Source organism: Carnobacterium iners (genome assembly GCF_900177385.1).
In the GTDB taxonomy this organism is placed as follows: domain Bacteria; phylum Bacillota; class Bacilli; order Lactobacillales; family Carnobacteriaceae; genus Carnobacterium_A; species Carnobacterium_A iners.
The window spans coordinates 1156497-1174550 of the sequence record NZ_FXBJ01000002.1 but is presented as its reverse complement, the minus strand read 5'-3'; the positions used below and the strand labels follow the sequence as shown (position 1 = coordinate 1174550).

Genomic DNA, 18054 nt, shown 5'->3' with positions numbered 1-18054 from the left:
AAAACATCCTTTTTTAGAACTATTATTTACTTGGTGGATTGAATTGGCTGTTTAAATAAGCCATTTGTGATTCGGCTTCCATCATAACGGTATCTAAGCGAGTAAACATCGCGATATAATTTGCGCGCTTTTTCTCTAAGCGTTCATTAAAACTTGTAATACTTTTACTAATGTCTTTAATCTCATTATCAAAAGTACTAGATTTATTTGTAATAATACCCGTTTTATCAGAGATATAACTATTAATCAATGAACGCATTTTTTGCGCCATACCGTTTTCTTTTTCAGCAGTCATTAACGGTTCACCTTCAACGTCTGTTTCTACTTTTTCAGCTGCAAAGAAAAGGTTTTTCACAGCAGTAGGATTTGTTGCTAACGCTTCTTTTAATTTTTTTGTATCTAACGTAGCTTTTCCTTCTCGGTCAACCGAGATACCTAGGTCTTTCATATTTTTTACAGACGTACTGCCGTTATTCACATTGGCGGTCATTAAAGAACGAAGACCGGTTTCCAAACGCATCAATGAACTATCCCCGACTAAAGCACCGGTTTTATTTTTTTCTGCCGAAGGATCACCAACACTCAGTTGTTCTCCTACAAAAGATAAAATAGAATTGTATTGGTCGACTACATCTTGGATTGCTTTCTCTGTTTTCGCTGTGTCTTCTTTTACTGTTACAGTCATTGATTTACCTGTTTCACTGAGTTCTTTAAGCGTTAGCGTAACGCCATCAATTGCATCTTCAATCGTATTGGTATCTTTAGTAATCGTTATTCCATCAACAATTATTTCAGACTTTTGACCTGTAGTACTATCCGGTCTATTTTCTATAAGTACTGAATCTTTATTAAATCCTAATTTTTCAGTAAGGTCTCCCCCAACGGTAAATGTACGATCTCCCATTTTAGTATCGGTCAAAATAATTTGCCTATCGACTATTTTGGCTTGAATGCCAGATGCTTTGGTTTGCTCATTTATCTTACTTGCAACATCTTTCAAACTATCTTCAGCTTTGATATCAATACTAAATGTTACTTTTGCAGGTTCAGCCTTACTATCTTCATCATTGCTAATTGTGAAGTCTCCCGATAAATCTAGTGCATCTTTAATCGATTTATTTTCTGCAGCCGGGATTTTTCCAGAAGTTATTGTAGTAGAAGTAGCTAATTTTTTTACTTCAACAGAATAATCACCCAATAGAGCATTTTCTTTTGCGGAAATAGCTAGTTTAGTTGCATCAGAACTTGTCGTGTTTCTAGATTGAAAGGTCTTTTCTTCTTGTAAGCTTCCTAATTTTTCATACAAACTACTTAAACGTGTATTAATATCTTTCCATGCATTTTTCTCAGTTGTTAAACTGGCTTGTTTATTGGTAAATTTCACTAATTTACCTGACTCTGCTTGAATCAATGAGTCAACGGTATTCATATCAATTCCTGAATACGATCCCATAAAACTTAAATCATTTGCCATGCTCTCATTCCTTTCTATCTACTACAATACCCATTAAATCCCATATTCCAGCGACAACATCCATCATTTTTTCTGGTGGAATTTCTTTGATAATATCGTGTGTCTGCATGTCAATCAACCGTACAAATGTTCTCCCTGTTCCTTCGTGCACTTTAAATGAAAATTGTGCATTGAAGCCTAGAACATACTCATTTATTTCATCTACTTTTTTTTGCAATTCTTCTTTGGAAAAAACCACTTCTTGTGACTGTTCTTGCTGATATTGAGTTTTTTCTTCTTTGAATTTAGATTGAGTACTTGATTCAATCCCAATCGGACGTGTTTGAAGCACAGTATTGATAGCTTGAACAATATCCATCTCTGTCTTCTCCATTCTTCTGGCAAACAAACTCCATTATAAACTAAAAGCCGGCAAAGCGCCGGCTTTTTGTGAAATCTGTTTAAACTGTTTTAGTTGATTATTGTAATAATGAAAGGACACTTTGAGGCATTTGGTTTGCTTGAGCCAACATTGAAGTTGATGCTTGAGAAAGGATGTTTGATTTCGTAAAGCTCATCATTTCTTCAGCCATATCTACGTCAGTAATGCGTGAATTAGCTTCTGATAAGTTTTCTTTTGTTGTTGCTAGGTTAGATACTGTGTGATCTAAACGATTTTGAACAGCACCTAAGTTAGCACGTTGTGAAGAAACAGTACCAATAGCTTCATCTAATTTTTCTAATATCTTATCTGTATCTCCATTTACTACATCTAAATCAGTCAATTCTAAACCTTTTTTACTTAAATTTGCAATTTCAACATCAATTTTTTGACCTGCATTTGCGCCAATTTGGAAAGAAAATTTTGTTGTTTTTGCTTCTTTGATGTCACTTACTGATATATCTTTAGATGTATTATATTTTTCATTAATATCAGTTTTTTGAGTAGTAGTTAATGCAGCTAATGCAGTTTTTGCTGCACTAGTATCAGCAAAAGCTGTGGTTGGAGTAGTATTCCCTGCCACTGCGTCATAGATCTTAGTTAATTCCGCAAGGTCAACTCCACCTGAACCACCAACAGTTCCATCAGTATCATCTATTGAAATATCATTTTTCAAATTATATGAATCTACAGTTTTATTTAAATCACTCTTGCTTATTTTCTCAAGAGTGGGTGCTGTATCTGCTCCACTTGTAAATGTTACTCCAGTAGCGCCTGTTGTTGCGTATGCCGAGGTTAAAGCTGTATAGTCTAATTTTGCATCAGTTATAGATCCACTAGTAATCTCTCCGCCATTCATTAAACCTTTCGTATTAAACTCTGTATCAGAAGCAATACGGTCGATTTCACTAGTTAGAGAATTGATTTCTGATTGTATAGCTTTTTTATCATCTATGGTGTTTGTGTCATTAGATGATTGAACCGTTAAGTCACGCATACGATTTAAGATACTGTGTGTTTCAGATAAAGCACCTTCAGCTGTTTGAATTAAAGAAATACCATCTTGTGCGTTACGTGAAGCTTGAGTCATTCCGCTAACTTGATTTTTCATCTTTTCTGAAATAGCTAAACCAGCTGCGTCGTCTCCTGCTTTATTGATGCGTAGACCTGATGATAATTTAGCTAATGAGTTGCTTTTTGAAGCGTTAGCTGATGTAAGGTTAGAATAAGTATTCATTGCTGCTGTATTTGTATTAATTCTCATGATAATGTTCCTCCTAGAGTCTATTTGTGAAGGTGTTGCCTTCTACCTTTTATATCGGCATGATTAATCTTCTGTTAAGTGTTTTTTATTATTTATATTTTAATATTTTTTTATATTTAGTAGAATAACTTGCCTTCTATCCCCTATATCGGTGAGTTTGAATTAGACTTAAGTGTGAATAGTAAAACTTTACAAAAAAATTGAACCATCTATTATAGATAGTTCAAGATATTCGTTTGTAAAATTTTTGTACCCATTGATAAAGAAGCTTGATACGCTGTTTGTTCCATTGTAAACTCCATATATTTTTCAGCTAGATCAATATCTTGGTTTTCAGATAACATCGTTTTAAGATTTAACTTCTCGCTGTTATTACGCTCTGATGTTGCTTCTAACCGATTGAAAATTGCTCCGGTTTTAGAACGATTGGATACAACATTTTCAAGTTGCTGATCGGCTCTATCTAATAATCCAGATAATTCTTCAGTATCATCTGAATCCAAAGCTTTCAATACATCATTAAAAAAGGAACCTAAATTATTGGGTTTTTCTTTTGTACCTTTTTCGTTCATCAGTGCATTTCCATCAGTATTCAATTCTATTGAAACTCCTGGTGCAATTTCCCGAGATAAATTGGTATTCCCATCAGTTTCCTTTGTTCCACTATAAATAATTTCAGTAATTTCACCATCTACAGATTTAACTTCAAATGGAACTTCTGTTGTATTCATTCCTGCAAAGACATATCGTCCACCAAAGTTTGTATTTAATGCATCTACTACTCCATGAATTTCTGACTCAATCTCAGCTTTATTGGCTTGACGATCAGAGTGAGTCATTGTGCCATTAGCAGAAGATTGAATCAATGTTTTTATTCGTTGTAAAGACTTTGTTGTACTACTTAAAGCTGAATCTTGGACATTCGTCCACTGAACAGCATCACTAATCGTTGTTTTGTATTGGTCATTTTGGATAATCGTATTGTTTAAGTCTAAAATTTTAGAAATGCGTAGTGGATCATCAGAAGGCTTGTTCACTTCTTTTTGCGTTGACAGCTGTTCTTGATACTTCAACATTTTTTTCGTGTTGGTACTTAAGTTTCTTAAAAAACTTTGTGACATTAAAGAATCTGTTACACGCATGAATTACACCCCTGTTCGATTGATTAACGTATCGAGCATTTCTGATACGACGGAAATGATACGAGAATTAGCTTGAAATGCCGTTTGGTATTTCATTGTATCGGCTACTTCCTCGTTAATAGATACACCCGAAATAGATTCACGACGAGCTTTCAAGAGACTAACTAAACCTTCTTGGCTTTCAGCCATATTGTCGGCTTGTTGCTTCACAATTCCCATTTCAGTTACGGTATTATTGTAGGCTCCTGATACCGTAGAGCCACCAACTACATTAGTAATAGACATAGTATCTTTATTGTACTTTATATCCGTTTTTGGATCACCTAGTAATGTGTTTTGTAAAGATGCTATCGCTTGAGCACGTGTTCCATCACCACCGACAACTTCTCCTTCTTTAATATTTTTCCCAGCATTGATTTTAGTCACATCATTTAAGATTACTGAATTTACAGTAATGGATGAAGCATAATTGCCATCTTTTGTTGAGTCCAGATCAAAGAATGGGATTCCTTCTTTGTTGTCGCTATGTATCGTATTTACTGCAGTCGCAAAATTGAATGCTAAATCGTTTAAATCTTGTTTTTTATTGTCAATTTCTACTAGTGCTTCTTGTGAGCCTTTGATACTACCGGTTTTGATTGCAATAGCTGTTTTCTCGCCACCCTCTTGATTAACGACTAATCCACCTACAGAGTCAGAAGATGTTCCGAGTGTTTTTATAGAGTTTCCATTTAACACTTGTTCTCCACCAACAGTGATGCTTATACGGTTAAATTTATCGTAACTAGCTTCTACACCAGTAATTCCGGCTAACTCACCCAATATCTTATCTTGTTGATCCAATAAATCGTTTGGTGATTCACCTTTTACTGCTACATTAAAAATTTGCTTGTTTAACGAACTTAACTGTCCTACTTTAGCATTAAAATCTAACACGTCTTTTTCAATACTCTTAACCGTTCCATCGTACAATTTTTCTATTTGATTGGACATATGGTGTAGGTTGTCTGTAAAGTTCTCTGAATTTTGAACGACCATTGTCTTAGCAGCAGCTAATTCTGGGTTAGAAGCTAAGTGAGTCCATGAAGAGAAGACTTGACTGATGCTTTTATTTAATCCAGTCTCTGAAGGTTCGTTGAAAACAACTTCTAACTGACCGAGAACATCCGATTTTTGTTTGTGCATCTCTAAAGAAGAGTTTTCATTTCGCAACTGATTATTAACATAAGGGTCGACAATTCGAACAACAGAAGAAATTCTTACCCCTGTTCCTAATTGACCGATGCCAGAAACAGTATAAGGATTCTCCGCTACCATATTTACTTTTTGTCTTGAATAGCCTTCTGTATTTGCATTAGCTACGTTATGACTAGTTGTTTGCAGAGCCGATTGCTGAACATTTAAAGCCTTTGATGAGTTATTTAATATTCCAAATAAACCTGACATTTCTTTTCCACCTTCTTATAGGGATTGATCGATAATCGATGATTGTTTTTCAGCACTGTATTGCCCGTTCTTAGAGTAGGTTGAACCTGATGTCTTGGCGCTATCTGTGATAGCTTCCATCATTTTTCCTTGATACTGCAAAGCTTGCTTTGTTAGCAATAAGTTCGTCTCTTGTAATTGTTTTATTTCTTCCACAATCCCAGACAAGTCTTCTTTATTGAGTTCTTTTGCATCAAGCGTTGGAAGAACTTCCATAAAGGTTTCTTTTTCTGCTATTACAGCGATAACTTTAGCACTATCATTTTTTATTAGGGCTTTTTTTTCTGCTAGTAAGACTGTTTTGAATTTTTTTAGTATTTCGATCACTTGAGTTGGTTTTTTCATTATTATCCTTACTTCCCTTGCTCATTCATAGCATTGATCATACCTTGAGCGATTTTTTCAGGTGAAACGCTGTAGGTTCCATCCATGACAGATTTTTTAATCGCTTCGATATCGATATCTTTTGAACCGGCAGATTTTGCTTGAGCCATTTTTTTAGCTGTATCTGAAATATTGACCTGAACAGAATTTTCTTTTTTTACCTGCTCAGTTTTAGATGATAGATTTTTTGTTGGTATATTGTCTTTGCTTTGACGAACCGCGTTTAAGTAGCTATTATAGCCATTTTCAATTTTCATCTTTCAGCACTCCTTTTGAGTTTTTCTACTTTTAAAGTTTATTTTTAGGGTTAAATTCAGTTTCATAAGTGATTAATAGACTTATTTTCTTCTTCTTAATCCATATCGGATAATGTTTATGAAACTTAACCCTTAATATTTTTCAAAAATTTAAAAGAGCTAAACTAATTTCATTCTACATAAAATGGCGAAACGAAACAATCACTAATCTTAATTAAAAAGCAAAAAGAACTGAAACAAATTGTTTCAGTTCTTTTTTAGTGGTGTTACTAGGTTGAAAGATACGTAGTATCGGTTCTTTTAGGGCTGTGCCTATTCTTAAATGAGCTACGAACGCTAGGCACTCGGAAAAATAGACAAAATTATCCTCAAGGCTTGCAGCCTTTTGCGGTAATTTTTCTAATTTTCTGTCGTACCTATGCAGCGTTCTTCGCATCTTCCTAAGTTGAGTTGCGTACTCTAGCTCTTTGGGAAAATTCAAAAGTATCCTCGAGGCCGGTGGCCTCTTGCGGTAATTTTTCATTTTCCTGTCAGAGCTGGCAAGAGCACTACACATCCTACTTTAGTTGAGTTCCGAACTCTAGTCATTCGGAAAAATGATAAATGACTGTGAGGATAAAAAGCATCCTCTTTGTCATTTCCTATTTTTCTTTCATGACTGAACAGAGTTCTCCACATCCTGGTTTTTTACTTTAGTTTCTTGATTCTTTGTTCTTGGCTTAGGATGTTGGTGATTCGGACGCCGAAGCTTTCGTTGATGACGACGACTTCGCCTTCTGCGATTAGTTTATTGTTAACAAATATTTGAAGGGGTTCGTCAGTCATTTTATCTAGTTCAACGACTGAGCCTGTGCCTAGTGATAGGATATCTTTGATTGATTTTTGTTTTTCGCCTAGCATGACACTGAAGTGCAATGGGACATCCATGATTAGATCCAGGTTATTGATATTATTTGATGTGTTGTTATCGGTTAATTCTTGGAAGCCAGGTGATTGGATGGCTACTCTATCGTTTGGTTCGGTTTGTGCTGTTGGCTTTGTTTTTTGTTCTTGAATGGGTTGTTGAATTGGAGCAACAGGCTTTTTATGGTCTAAGACTTCTGCGTCGTTGCTACCCATCATGATGGTCGAAATATCATTAACGGTATCTAATGTGAAAATTTGCATGATTTCACTTTCGATTAGATCATCGACAGTCATTTTGAAGGAAATCTTACAGACAACCGTATCCGCAGCGATTTTATCATATTGGACCGCATCGATGTCTTCCCAAACTTCAACGTCTGGCGGTAGAATATCGACAGTTCGTTCTAACATGGTTGCCATCGCTGTTGAAGATGAACCAATCATTTGATTCATCGCTTCGCCAACGGCACTTAATTCTAACTCACCAAACTCTTTTCCAGTCGCATCACCATCGCCATCCATCATTAAATCAGCAATAATAATTGCATCATTAACATCCATCATTAACAAGTTACTGCCGACTAAACCGGCTTTAAATTCGATTGTTGTCACCACTTTAGGCGTTGTACTCTCTTTGATAATTTCTTCAAACTTGACACAAGAGACGCGTGGTGTGGTAATCGTGACTCGGTGGTTCAAAATAGACGATAGTGTGGTTGCTGCTTGGGACATCGTGATATTTCCAACTTCGCCAATGATATCTTCTTGGTCTTTATCAATTACATTCATTGTATCCGTTAGTGTTTCAGTAGGCCCATTTAACATCGCGTCTATTTCTTCTTGAGATAGCATTTCATTACTCATCAGTTTATCTCTCCTTCAATATACTGTAATACTTCTACTGCCCTATTTTTGCCTTTCAATCCCGGTTTAACAAGATAATGTGGGCGTTGTTCGACTGACATAACCAGTGGATCTGATGTTTTTCCATCTAAAGGAATAATATCACCCAACTCCAACTGCAAAAAGTTTTCTAAGGTCATGGTAGCTTTTCCTAAAAGTACTTCCAGATTTACTTTGGCGGAATTTAAACTGGTTTCTATTCTTTTATTATCTGAACGGTCTGCTCCTCTTTCAGTATCAAACCAATTCTTCAAACTTAATTTATCTAAAATCGTTTCAAAAAATATATAAGGAACACAAATGTTGGCAAACGTTCGTACATTGAACAAGTCAACGGTAAATGTCACTAAAATGACCGGTTCGTTAGGAGACATGTTTTGTAATAGCTGCGGATTGGTTTCTGTTGTCTCTAGCTTTACGTCTAGTTCGATAACATCTTGCCAAGCCAATTCAAAAGAATGAACGAAATCACCCAATATGTCTGTCAAAATAGCTTTTTCAATATCGGTAAAGTTAGTTTTATTTTGTTGATCCTCGTCAGACCTTACTTCAGAACTGCCACACAAGAGATCAATTAATTGCAGAGAAAGCTGCGGACTTAATTCAATAATTTGTGTGCCTTCTAAAGGCCTAGAATGAAACAATCCCATTAACGTAAAACGTGGGACGGAGTGGACAAACTCATCAAAACTCACTTGTTCAACTGAAGCAAGATGCAATTCAACATTATGCCTAACTTGAGTTGATAATCGGTTTCCGACAATTTTTGAAAATTCTTCAAAGACCATATTTAAGGTGCTGATGTACTCTTTAGAAAGACGAGCAGGACGTCTAAAGTCGTAACTTTTGACTTTATTTTTCTCGTTTTCTTGCTCTTCAAGCCCTTTTTCGTCTATCTCACCACTTTTGACAGCTTTCAATAAAGAATCAATTTCTTGTTGTGATAAAACTTGTTTCACTATTATCCCTCATTTTTATAAAATAGTGTCTCCATGTTAATCATATTCACTAGTTGATCTTTTATTTGAATCAATCCAGAGATATGATCATTGGTTTTATTAGCCATATGTTGAATATCGGCAGGATCAATTTCAGTGACCCATTCAACATTATCCACCATGAATGCTAATTTTTCATCTTTGTTTTTCACAATGACAATATTATTGTAACATAATTCTTTCGTTTCAACAGAGGGAGATAGAAGTTTGTAAAAATTTATCAATGTAATGACGTTTCCCCTTAGGTTAATTAATCCTTGTACCCACTCTGGGGATTGCGGAATGGCTGTCCAAGGCATTTTTTTTAATATTTCTTCAACCTCTTCAGATAAGAAGGCATAATACTTATTATTTAGCGTAAAAACAATTATCTGTGTCATCTGAATAACCTACAGTGCTGCTTTGTCTAACGCTTTGATAACACGGTCTGTGTCAAAAGGTTTGACAATAAAATCAACTGCTCCAGAACGAATGGCATCCATTACCATTCCTTGTTGTCCCATAGCGCTACACATAACAACTCTAGATGCTGGATCAAATGCTTTGATACCTTTTAGAGCTTCTACGCCGTCCATCTCTGGCATGGTGATATCCATCGTAACTAAATCTGGTTTTTCTGCTTTATATTTCTCAATAGCTTCTATACCATTTTGTGCTTCTGCAACTACTTCATACCCATTCTTTTGTAAAATATCCTTTAGTTTCATTCTCATAAATGCTGCATCGTCTACTATCATTACTCTTTTTGTCATATTAATCTTCTCCTCCGACTCCTAATAGTTCAAACATTTTTTCTAGTATTCCTGGTTGAGGAACAAAATACAATGAAGACTCTAAGCGGTCTCCAGCGTAGTAAAACTCGTTTTTGATAATCATAACGGACTCTTCATATTGCCCTTGTTCTACATAGACACTACTCATAATCGCCCCAAACATATCTTTTGTCAATAGTGGCACGGAAGTTACTAGCTGAATATCCAACAATTTAATAATCGCATTTAAAAACGAATGAACTAGAATGTTAACCAACTCTTGTAAAGCTGAATCAGCTAATAGTTCTGAATAACTAATTCCTTCGGGCATCATCATCTTAACAATACTTTCAGAAGCAGCTTGATCGACTGTAAACAGAAACATCCCATCTGCATCACCAAACATTCTCATCATAATAGCTTTTACGACCGCATCTTCTGGCATAATTTGTTCATAGACTTCTGAATAATCCAACATTTCTATAATAGGAACGGTCATATTTACTGGTTTGTCAATTAAATTAGATAAACTAGTTGCGGCATTCCCACCACCGATATTAATCACTTCTTTAAGAGCGTCTAATTCTAAAGCAGAGTACTCAGAGTTCATAATTGTTCTCCTGACCCGTTTCTTTACAGATACTAGCAATATCTAAAATCATAATAATACCACCATTTCCCATAATAGTTGCCCCTAAGTATTTCTTCATCATGGATAATTCGGTTCCTAGTTTTTTAATCGCAATTTCTTGTTGTCTAATAATATCATCCACTGCCAAAGCATATTGTTTATCTCCTTGATTGACTAAAATCAAGTGAAGGTTGTCTCCTTCTATTGCTGGGATATCAAAAACTTCATTCAAGCGAATAACAGGAAGAGCTTGTTCTTCAAACAGGAAAACCTCGCGATTGTGGACTTGAATAATCTCTGCCGCTGCTGGTTTAATAATTTTTTGAACAATACCAAGTGGCATAGCAAAAGTTTCTTCTCCTACTTTAATCAACAACGATTGGATGATAGACAAAGTCAATGGCAGATTCACTCTAAAGATCGTTCCTCTATCAATGACACTATCAATTTCAATTGTTCCACCTAATAGATTGATTTTTTGTTTCACGACATCCATGCCAACGCCACGTCCAGAAATACTGGTTACTTCTTCTGCAGTAGAAAATCCTGCATGCAAGATCAATTGTTGCAACTCTTTATCGTTTAATCCTTCTGTTGGAATGCCTTTTCTACCTGCACTCTCTTTTATGACTGCAGGATTTAGTCCTTTGCCATCATCAGAAACAGTTAAGACAACCCGGTTCCCTTCTTGATAAGCAGTAATTTTAATTTGCCCTTTAGCAGGTTTACCTAACTCTAACCGTTTGCTTGGCATTTCAATTCCATGATCGGCTGCGTTTCTGATTAAATGAATCAATGGTTCTCCTAGTTCAGACACAACAGTACGGTCTAGCTCTGTATCTTCCCCTTCAATCACTAACTCAAATTCTTTATTTAAATCATTAGCCAAATCACGTACCATTCTTGGAAAACGACTCATCACTGCGCTGACAGGTTGCATTCTAATTTTCAAGACCAATTCTTGCAATTCTGAACTAATTCTGGCTACTTGTTCAAGTGGTTCATTTAACCCGGTAGATTGAAGTTGTGTGCTAAAATCTTCTAATTGTGTGCGGTAGATGACTAATTCTGACACCAAGTTCATGAAGGTATCTAGTTTATCAATATCCACACGTACCGAATGATTCATCGCTTGCTTTTGTGACGTTTTTGCCGCACTTTTATTTTTTTCGCTTACAACTTCATTTATTTGTTCTTTTTCAGCTACAACAACTTCTTCTTTTTTTTCTTCTGGCGCTAGTCTGTTGGTGTTGATGAGCGCTTGAACATCTTTAATAGTTTCGATCAATACATCATCAATTTCACTATTGTCTAATGCAAGATTCTTAACCGTTTCTTCGTCTGACTTGCTCAAGAATAATAATTTGAATACTTCTCCAAACTCTTCATTTTCTAACACTTCTGTGGCAGGTTCAACATAAAGCACATCACCTTGTTGTTCTAGTTTGCTCATCACTAAGAAAACACGGGCATTTTTCATACTGCTGTCTTCAGCTACTTTAACCGCTAATCGATAAGCATTGAAACCATTTTCTAGCGCATTTTCAATCACTTGAGTATCGGAATCTTCTAGTTTATGTAATGTTAGGTTAAACCGTTCATCTGTCTCGTCTACTTCTACAGTTGGTGTTTCATCTTCCCCGTTTACAACCATATTTAGTTGTTCAAGCAATAGTGAAATATCTCGTTCAACTTTGTTGTCTTCTCGTAAGTCTTCAACCAATTCTGATAAAGTATCTAAACAATCAAAAATTAACGCAATAGATTTTTCATCTGCTTGAATCACATCTGACTTCAATAAATCAAAAATATTCTCCATGTTATGGGTCAATTTAGCCATCGTGTCGAATCCCATCGTAGCTGCCATGCCTTTAATGGTATGGGCTGATCTGAACATTACGTCGACTATTCCAGATTGTTCAGGGTGTTTTTCTAATTCCAATACTTGTTCATTCAAACTTTGTAGATGTTCGTCTGCTTCCTCAAAAAACAATTCGAGGTATTTACTATTTTCATCCATAGTGTTCCTCCTATTTCATCTGTTGGTCACATTTGTTATCAAGACCAACCACTCCCTTTCATTTTCTTACTAAATGAAGAAGAGATTTTTGTATCACGTTCGTTTATTTGAATCTTTATTTAGTTTACAGTTTTTCATACATAAATGCAGATATTTTTTTCAATCCGTAAATCTCTGGACTGTAGATAGCTTCTGTTGCTCCTGTAAAAAAAATGCCACCCTTAACAAGTGAATCACTGAATCTTTGATATAACTCTTCTTTCACTTCATTTTTAAAATAAATAGTCACATTTCGACAAACAATGATGTGGAAATTCTTTTGGAATTTATCTGCGATTAAGTCATGTCGTTTAAATTGCACCTTATTTTTAATATTGGATTTTAAATAAAAGATTCCTTCTTTTTCATCAAAATAAGCTGACCGTTCTTTTGCAGGAACGTTTTTCATTTCGTGAATTTTATACATGCCTTCTTTTGCTCTTTTTAATATTGTTTCATCAATATCTGTGGCAAGGATTTTTTCAGCCATTCTCAATTGGTGTTTATCAAAAATCATAGCCATTGAATACGCTTCTGCTCCAGTTGAACACGCGGCACTCCATACTTTCATGGAAGGAAAGGTCTGCGATAAGATTTTTAATTCTGATTCAAATTCTTCAAAAATATCTTGGTTGCGAAAGAAATCTGTTACATTGATGGTGATGTAATCCAAGAATTGTTGTTTAACGGTTTCATCTTTTTCTATTCTTTTTGAATAATCTTCTAACGTAAAGGCACCAGCATTTTTCATGACACTGGCAATTCTTCTTTGCAATTGTTTTTCTTTGTAGCCAGCTAGATTAAGATTTAAATTTTTATTGGTCCATTCATAAAAAAACTCATAGTTTAGGCTCATTGTCTCATCCTTATCATCCAATTTATCCTATCCGATAGTTCTGTCAAACTAGCCACTTCATCTACCACGCCTTTTTTCACTGCATTTCCTGGCATCCCATAGACAACGGCTGTTTCACGATCTTGCGCTAGTGTAAAACCACCCTGTTTTTTAATTTCTCTCATTCCTTCACTGCCGTCATGTCCCATCCCAGTTAAAATCACGCCTACTAGCGTTGATTTATAACGCATAGCTGCTGATTGGAATAAATAATCTACTGCTGGTCGTACTCCTAAAATTCTTGGTGTTTGATTTAACGCGATTTTATTTTCTTTGATAGTCATATGGTAATCTCCTGGAGCTAGATAGACTGTCCCTTTTTCAACAGCCATTCCATCTTTTGCTTCAACGACTGTTACTATTGATTTTAAATTTAAACGTTCAGCAAATGATAACGTAAAGCCTTTGGGCATATGTTGCACAATAAGTACTGGAATAGCCAGGGTTTCTGGCAAGTGACGAATAATGTGTAATAAGGCTTTTGGCCCTCCAGTAGATGCTCCAATAACAATCGCTTCTATTTTTTTAGGAACATTTTTTTGCCATTCTTTCGTGGTCGTTCCTTTTTCTGTTTGTTTTTTTGGAGTTCGTTCTTCTTTTGTCTCTACTAGTGGTTTAATTTTTTTTCAATCTCTTTTTTAAATTCTGCTGCTTGATTTTTTAAATCGACTGGCTTTTCAATAAAATCCATTGCGCCTAGCTCTAATGCTTCGATCGTAATCGCTTCTCCGCTATGGGAACTCATCATGACTACAGGAATATCAAACTCTTTTTTGATTCTTTTAAGTGTCTCTAGCCCGTTCAAACCTGGCATTTCGATATCTAACGTCACGATATCTGGCTTTAACAAAGGGATAGACTTCAACGCATCATGGCCATTTCTAGCTGTTCCAACAACGGTTAAACCTGTTACCTCTGATATCATTTCAGTTATTATTTTTCTCATAAATGCAGAATCATCCACGACCAACACTTTTATTCCCATCTTCTCTACTCGCTCCTATTCGCTGTTACAATACGATAATTTCTCGGTTAACCATTCGAACCGTGACTGCAAAAGTATTTAAATCTACAATCATTGTTCTGCCCATATTTCCTCCTGTATGGATTCCTAATAAAGGAATATTTAACAATTTTAAACTGCGTTCGACTGCAGCTACATTTCGTTCACCGATACTTCCTATATAAGAATCATTGGCTGTTTGAAACATACTAGCACCGCCCGCAATCTTCGCTATCAACTTCTGATTTTTTGTTTCTTTTCTAATCTCAGAGACCATTTGCGGAATAGCTAAATCAGCAAATTTCTCAATTTTATTGGCATTTTTAAATGAACTACTGTCTGGTAACATAATATGGCTAAGTCCACCAATTTTTGTTTTAGGATCGTAAATGGCAATTCCTACACAAGAACCTAGTCCAATCGTCATTAATACTTGAGGTATCCTCGCTACCTTATAGTCTGAAATACCTACTTTTATTTCGTTGAGCATGCCTTTTCCCCATTCTTTTATCTCACGACTCATTTTGAAGATTTTTTATTTATTGATTAATTCGATTAGTTCTCTTTCATTTTCTGATGAGAACAGGTCATCTACATCTAACACTAAAACGATGCCTTCTTCTGTTTTAAATAAAGCACGTACATATTTGGCTGCTTCTCGCATATCTTCTTCTGCTTCATCTTTTGACAGTTCCGCAAAATTGCTAACAGATAAGACATCTTCTACTACTAAACCAATTTTCAACTCTTTCCATTCAGCAACAATAATTTTCGTGCTATCTGTTCTGACTGTTTTTTGGCCGAATAACCGTTCACTTAAGTCAATAATTGGCAATAGTTGATCGCTATAAGGAATCGCTCCCAATAGATAAGAAGACGTATCTGGGATTCTAGTTGGGGTTTGCATCATAATAATTTTTTCGATTGCTGTGATAGGTATGGCAAAATTTTGAGCGCCACTAGTGAAAACAATAAACTTTTCCATCTTGTTCCTCCAATACTCTTGTTTGACTCTCTCTTTAAATAATAACAGAAAACCAGCAGAAATCTTTTGTACAAAAAAGGACTATTTGCTTCTTTTTTGCACAATCGAGTACCTGCTGATTCAATGTCCTATTGATAGATGATTCGTTGAATTTCAAGAAAAATCTTACTCTAATTTAAACTGACTTGTTCCATCAGCTAATTTTTTCGCAATGTTATCTAAGTCATAAATATTTGCACTAAATTCTTCCATTGTTGCTAGTATTTCTTCAGCGTTTGCAGAAACCTGTTCGGTACCGGCAGAGTTTTCTTGTGCTGAAGCAGCTATATTTTCAACTGAAGCAATCGTATCATCTTTTTTGCTTTCAATTTGACTACTTAAGCCTACTACATTGATAATATTTTCTACTAAAATGTCCATTTGGTCTGTTACGGTATTAGCAGCATCAATCGCTTCGTCAATGGTTTTCGTTTGTTTTTCGCTTTCTTCAAAAGATTCACTCATCTTCGCAATCATCGTTTGAGAACTCTTTTGAACCGTTTTAATAATATCTGTGATACTTCGAGTTGATTGAGCACTTTGCTCTGCTAATTTCCTTACTTCGTCAGCAACTACCGCAAAGCCTCTACCTGATTCACCAGCTCTTGCTGCCTCAATAGAAGCATTTAAAGCTAATAAGTTTGTCTGAGCCGAGATACCACTGATTGCTTTACTAATGTTTTCAATGCTTTGAATGTCTTCATCAACCGCATTGATGCTTTCTGTTAATTGGAGCATCATTTGAATATTAGCTTGCCAATTTTCATATACATCAAACATTTTTTCACTGTTGAGACCATTAGCTACAGTCGTATCATCAGCACTTTGTCCAATTTTTTGAACACTTTCTTCAACTCCTGCTAAAATCGTTGAAAGTTCATCCATTTTGTTAGCTGTTTCTTCTGTATCTTGTGTTTGTATGCCGGTTGCTTCAGCAATCCCACTGATTGTTTCAGAGACTTCTTCGGTTGCAGAAGTGGTTTGTTTTGAAATTTCGGTTAGTGACAATGTCATGTCTAAGATTGTTTGGCTATTTTTCTTAATCTCGCCAACAATCGCTTTATAATTTTTTACCATTCGATTAAATGAGAAAGCAATTTGACTTAGCTCGTCACCATTTGCATTGATTTCTTTTTCAATAACTGGCTTAGAAGCCACTTTAGATGTTTTTTTAGAATTAGTCTTAAATCTTTCCAGCCATTTCATTTTAGGCATTATCGTAATATCTGAATGAGTCATTTGAACTGTTAAATCCCCTTGCTCGACTCGTGTAAATGCTGAAATGATTGTATTGGCAATTCTTTTAATAATCAAAGTGAACAACAAAGCAACTATTAGTGCTACGACGAAAGAAAGCATGGTTACAATCAAACCACTTCTAATACTTGCTTGATTTTCTTCAGCCATTTCACCGGAATGGACTGCTCCATAAATGATAACGCCTAAACGGCTAACTTTTTTATAATACGTTTGAATATCTTTATTGAAGGTTTTATCTGAGATAAAACCAAACTGATCATCTACTTCTTTAAAGATTGGCTTATTTGAAACATCTTTCCCTATTTTTTCTTGATCTCTAGAGATTAGATAGCTTCCTTTATCTGAAAGAACAAAAATTTCTCCTGTTGTGCCAACTTGCGATGAGGTAATTAATTTCGTGAGATTTTCAAGACTCAAATCCAATCCTATTACACCAATGATTTCACTTTCTTTGATAATGGCTTTAGAAATCGTTAGACTAATCTCTCCTGTTACTTGGTCTGTGTAAGGTTCAGTCCAAAATATTGCCCCTCGTCTTTCAACAGCTCGTTGAAACCAAACTCTTGACGCACTATCAAAATTTTCAATAGCCTCTTCTCTGATTAATCCGCCCTCTATTGGTGCATAGTACGCATCTGCTATGTAGAGTCCACTTGCTTTAGCTAGTTTTAAATCTTCTAAGATGGCATCGTTTTTTTCCGGCCCTTTTTCCGTGTATCTGAAATTAGGATTTTGAGCTAAGGCTTCTATTGTATCTTCCAACTCTTGTCCTGCCCATTCAAATTGATTGGCTACTTGAGTTGTGGTGCTTTTTCCGCTTGCTTCAATTCGTTTAGTAATAGAGTTTCTCGTATTGATAGTCGTTGCTGATAAAACAATTATGACGGGTATAATAAATAACAAGAATAATGTCAGTCCGACTTTCATTCCTATACTTTTTTTTCTAACTGTTGATTTTTTATTTTTACGAACCACTAAAAAAGCCTCCTCTTAAGTAATCAAAATTGACTAGTTCATACGTGGCGTATTTATTTCACTCAACTTATCATATGATTAAAATCTCATTAACTATCAGATTACTAGCCATTGTCCATATCGGTTAGTTTTTCTTTTTTTTAAGTATTATTTGAAACTTATTGTTAAAAAAAAGAAATTTATTTAGCCAAGAATAGAAAAGGCTCTCATTTCATTCAGCT

General features: G+C 35.4%; 19 protein-coding genes. All 19 read right to left on the bottom strand.

The window, feature by feature from the left end; all coding sequences use genetic code 11:
* Positions 1 to 22: 22 nt before the first annotated feature.
* Positions 23 to 1474 carry a flagellar filament capping protein FliD gene (gene fliD / locus B9Y54_RS05730; RefSeq protein ID WP_085559375.1) on the bottom strand — a complete coding sequence of 484 codons (1452 nt, stop codon included), beginning with the start codon at positions 1472 to 1474 and terminating at the stop codon, positions 23 to 25.
* A 4-nt stretch (positions 1475 to 1478) separates the two neighbouring features.
* Complete coding sequence (locus tag B9Y54_RS05725; protein WP_034552221.1) at positions 1479 to 1847, bottom strand: flagellar protein FlaG; 369 nt, start codon at positions 1845 to 1847, stop codon at positions 1479 to 1481.
* An 85-nt stretch (positions 1848 to 1932) separates the two neighbouring features.
* Positions 1933 to 3159 (bottom strand): flagellin N-terminal helical domain-containing protein, encoded by a 1227-nt coding sequence (locus B9Y54_RS05720; protein ID WP_085559374.1) that lies wholly within the window; start codon positions 3157 to 3159, stop codon positions 1933 to 1935.
* 212 nt (positions 3160 to 3371) lie between these two features.
* Complete coding sequence (flgL, locus tag B9Y54_RS05715; RefSeq protein ID WP_085559373.1) at positions 3372 to 4301, bottom strand: flagellar hook-associated protein FlgL; 930 nt, start codon at positions 4299 to 4301, stop codon at positions 3372 to 3374.
* A gap of 3 nt (positions 4302 to 4304) precedes the next feature.
* Complete coding sequence (gene flgK, locus B9Y54_RS05710) at positions 4305 to 5747, bottom strand: flagellar hook-associated protein FlgK (RefSeq protein ID WP_085559372.1); 1443 nt, start codon at positions 5745 to 5747, stop codon at positions 4305 to 4307.
* A gap of 15 nt (positions 5748 to 5762) precedes the next feature.
* Positions 5763 to 6131, bottom strand: coding sequence for a flagellar export chaperone FlgN (locus B9Y54_RS05705; protein ID WP_085559371.1), 369 nt, complete (start codon positions 6129 to 6131; stop codon positions 5763 to 5765).
* Between the two features lie 8 nt (positions 6132 to 6139).
* The gene (gene flgM, locus B9Y54_RS05700) at positions 6140 to 6427 is read right to left on the bottom strand and encodes a flagellar biosynthesis anti-sigma factor FlgM (RefSeq protein ID WP_085559370.1); all 288 of its coding nucleotides are present in this window, start codon (positions 6425 to 6427) and stop codon (positions 6140 to 6142) included.
* A gap of 687 nt (positions 6428 to 7114) precedes the next feature.
* Positions 7115 to 8197, bottom strand: a complete 1083-nt coding sequence (gene fliY / locus B9Y54_RS05690) for a flagellar motor switch phosphatase FliY (RefSeq protein ID WP_085559368.1) — start codon at positions 8195 to 8197, stop codon at positions 7115 to 7117.
* Positions 8197 to 9195 carry a flagellar motor switch protein FliM gene (gene fliM, locus B9Y54_RS05685; RefSeq protein WP_085559367.1) on the bottom strand — a complete coding sequence of 333 codons (999 nt, stop codon included), beginning with the start codon at positions 9193 to 9195 and terminating at the stop codon, positions 8197 to 8199. Before fliM ends, fliY begins: the two co-directional genes overlap by 1 nt.
* 2 nt (positions 9196 to 9197) lie before the next feature.
* Entirely contained in the window at positions 9198 to 9614 is a 417-nt protein-coding gene (locus B9Y54_RS05680; RefSeq protein ID WP_234987836.1) for a chemotaxis protein CheW, read from the bottom strand.
* 9 nt (positions 9615 to 9623) lie between these two features.
* A complete protein-coding gene (locus B9Y54_RS05675; RefSeq protein WP_085559366.1) occupies positions 9624 to 9986 on the bottom strand; it encodes a response regulator in 363 nt (120 codons plus the stop codon).
* Between the two features lies 1 nt (position 9987).
* Positions 9988 to 10596 (bottom strand): chemotaxis protein CheC, encoded by a 609-nt coding sequence (locus B9Y54_RS05670; protein ID WP_085559365.1) that lies wholly within the window; start codon positions 10594 to 10596, stop codon positions 9988 to 9990.
* Positions 10586 to 12637 carry a chemotaxis protein CheA gene (locus tag B9Y54_RS05665; RefSeq protein WP_085559364.1) on the bottom strand — a complete coding sequence of 684 codons (2052 nt, stop codon included), beginning with the start codon at positions 12635 to 12637 and terminating at the stop codon, positions 10586 to 10588. Before B9Y54_RS05665 ends, B9Y54_RS05670 begins: the two co-directional genes overlap by 11 nt.
* Before the next feature lie 124 nt (positions 12638 to 12761).
* Complete coding sequence (locus B9Y54_RS05660; protein ID WP_085559363.1) at positions 12762 to 13532, bottom strand: CheR family methyltransferase; 771 nt, start codon at positions 13530 to 13532, stop codon at positions 12762 to 12764.
* A complete protein-coding gene (locus tag B9Y54_RS12750) occupies positions 13529 to 14026 on the bottom strand; it encodes a CheB methylesterase domain-containing protein (protein ID WP_234987834.1) in 498 nt (165 codons plus the stop codon). The genes B9Y54_RS05660 and B9Y54_RS12750 overlap by 4 nt, the downstream gene beginning before the upstream one ends.
* Positions 14027 to 14178: 152 nt before the next feature.
* Positions 14179 to 14556 (bottom strand): response regulator, encoded by a 378-nt coding sequence (locus B9Y54_RS12745; protein ID WP_085559361.1) that lies wholly within the window; start codon positions 14554 to 14556, stop codon positions 14179 to 14181.
* A 25-nt stretch (positions 14557 to 14581) separates the two neighbouring features.
* The gene (locus B9Y54_RS05645) at positions 14582 to 15097 is read right to left on the bottom strand and encodes a chemotaxis protein CheD (protein ID WP_420836091.1); all 516 of its coding nucleotides are present in this window, start codon (positions 15095 to 15097) and stop codon (positions 14582 to 14584) included.
* Between the two features lie 12 nt (positions 15098 to 15109).
* Positions 15110 to 15559, bottom strand: a complete 450-nt coding sequence (locus B9Y54_RS05640; RefSeq protein ID WP_085559359.1) for a chemotaxis protein CheW — start codon at positions 15557 to 15559, stop codon at positions 15110 to 15112.
* A 165-nt stretch (positions 15560 to 15724) separates the two neighbouring features.
* Positions 15725 to 17833: a methyl-accepting chemotaxis protein gene (locus tag B9Y54_RS05635; RefSeq protein WP_234987832.1), complete on the bottom strand. Its 2109-nt coding sequence runs from the start codon at positions 17831 to 17833 to the stop codon at positions 15725 to 15727.
* Positions 17834 to 18054: the final 221 nt, after the last annotated feature.

What these genes read in the sequence shown, in the direction of transcription:
- B9Y54_RS12745 (WP_085559361.1), bottom strand. Translation starts at nt 14,556, where the DNA reads ATGGGAATAAAAGTGTTGGTCGTGGATGATTCTGCATTTATGAGAAAA.
- flgK (WP_085559372.1), bottom strand. Translation starts at nt 5,747, where the DNA reads ATGTCAGGTTTATTTGGAATATTAAATAACTCATCAAAGGCTTTAAAT.
- fliY (WP_085559368.1), bottom strand. Translation starts at nt 8,197, where the DNA reads ATGAGTAATGAAATGCTATCTCAAGAAGAAATAGACGCGATGTTAAAT.
- B9Y54_RS05725 (WP_034552221.1), bottom strand. Translation starts at nt 1,847, where the DNA reads ATGGAGAAGACAGAGATGGATATTGTTCAAGCTATCAATACTGTGCTT.
- B9Y54_RS05645 (WP_420836091.1), bottom strand. Translation starts at nt 15,097, where the DNA reads ATGAGTCGTGAGATAAAAGAATGGGGAAAAGGCATGCTCAACGAAATA.
- B9Y54_RS05720 (WP_085559374.1), bottom strand. Translation starts at nt 3,159, where the DNA reads ATGAGAATTAATACAAATACAGCAGCAATGAATACTTATTCTAACCTT.
- B9Y54_RS05675 (WP_085559366.1), bottom strand. Translation starts at nt 9,986, where the DNA reads ATGACAAAAAGAGTAATGATAGTAGACGATGCAGCATTTATGAGAATG.
- flgL (WP_085559373.1), bottom strand. Translation starts at nt 4,301, where the DNA reads ATGCGTGTAACAGATTCTTTAATGTCACAAAGTTTTTTAAGAAACTTA.
- B9Y54_RS05660 (WP_085559363.1), bottom strand. Translation starts at nt 13,532, where the DNA reads ATGAGCCTAAACTATGAGTTTTTTTATGAATGGACCAATAAAAATTTA.
- B9Y54_RS05670 (WP_085559365.1), bottom strand. Translation starts at nt 10,596, where the DNA reads ATGAACTCTGAGTACTCTGCTTTAGAATTAGACGCTCTTAAAGAAGTG.
- B9Y54_RS05705 (WP_085559371.1), bottom strand. Translation starts at nt 6,131, where the DNA reads ATGAAAAAACCAACTCAAGTGATCGAAATACTAAAAAAATTCAAAACA.
- fliD (WP_085559375.1), bottom strand. Translation starts at nt 1,474, where the DNA reads ATGGCAAATGATTTAAGTTTTATGGGATCGTATTCAGGAATTGATATG.
- B9Y54_RS05640 (WP_085559359.1), bottom strand. Translation starts at nt 15,559, where the DNA reads ATGGAAAAGTTTATTGTTTTCACTAGTGGCGCTCAAAATTTTGCCATA.
- B9Y54_RS05680 (WP_234987836.1), bottom strand. Translation starts at nt 9,614, where the DNA reads ATGACACAGATAATTGTTTTTACGCTAAATAATAAGTATTATGCCTTC.
- flgM (WP_085559370.1), bottom strand. Translation starts at nt 6,427, where the DNA reads ATGAAAATTGAAAATGGCTATAATAGCTACTTAAACGCGGTTCGTCAA.
- B9Y54_RS05665 (WP_085559364.1), bottom strand. Translation starts at nt 12,637, where the DNA reads ATGGATGAAAATAGTAAATACCTCGAATTGTTTTTTGAGGAAGCAGAC.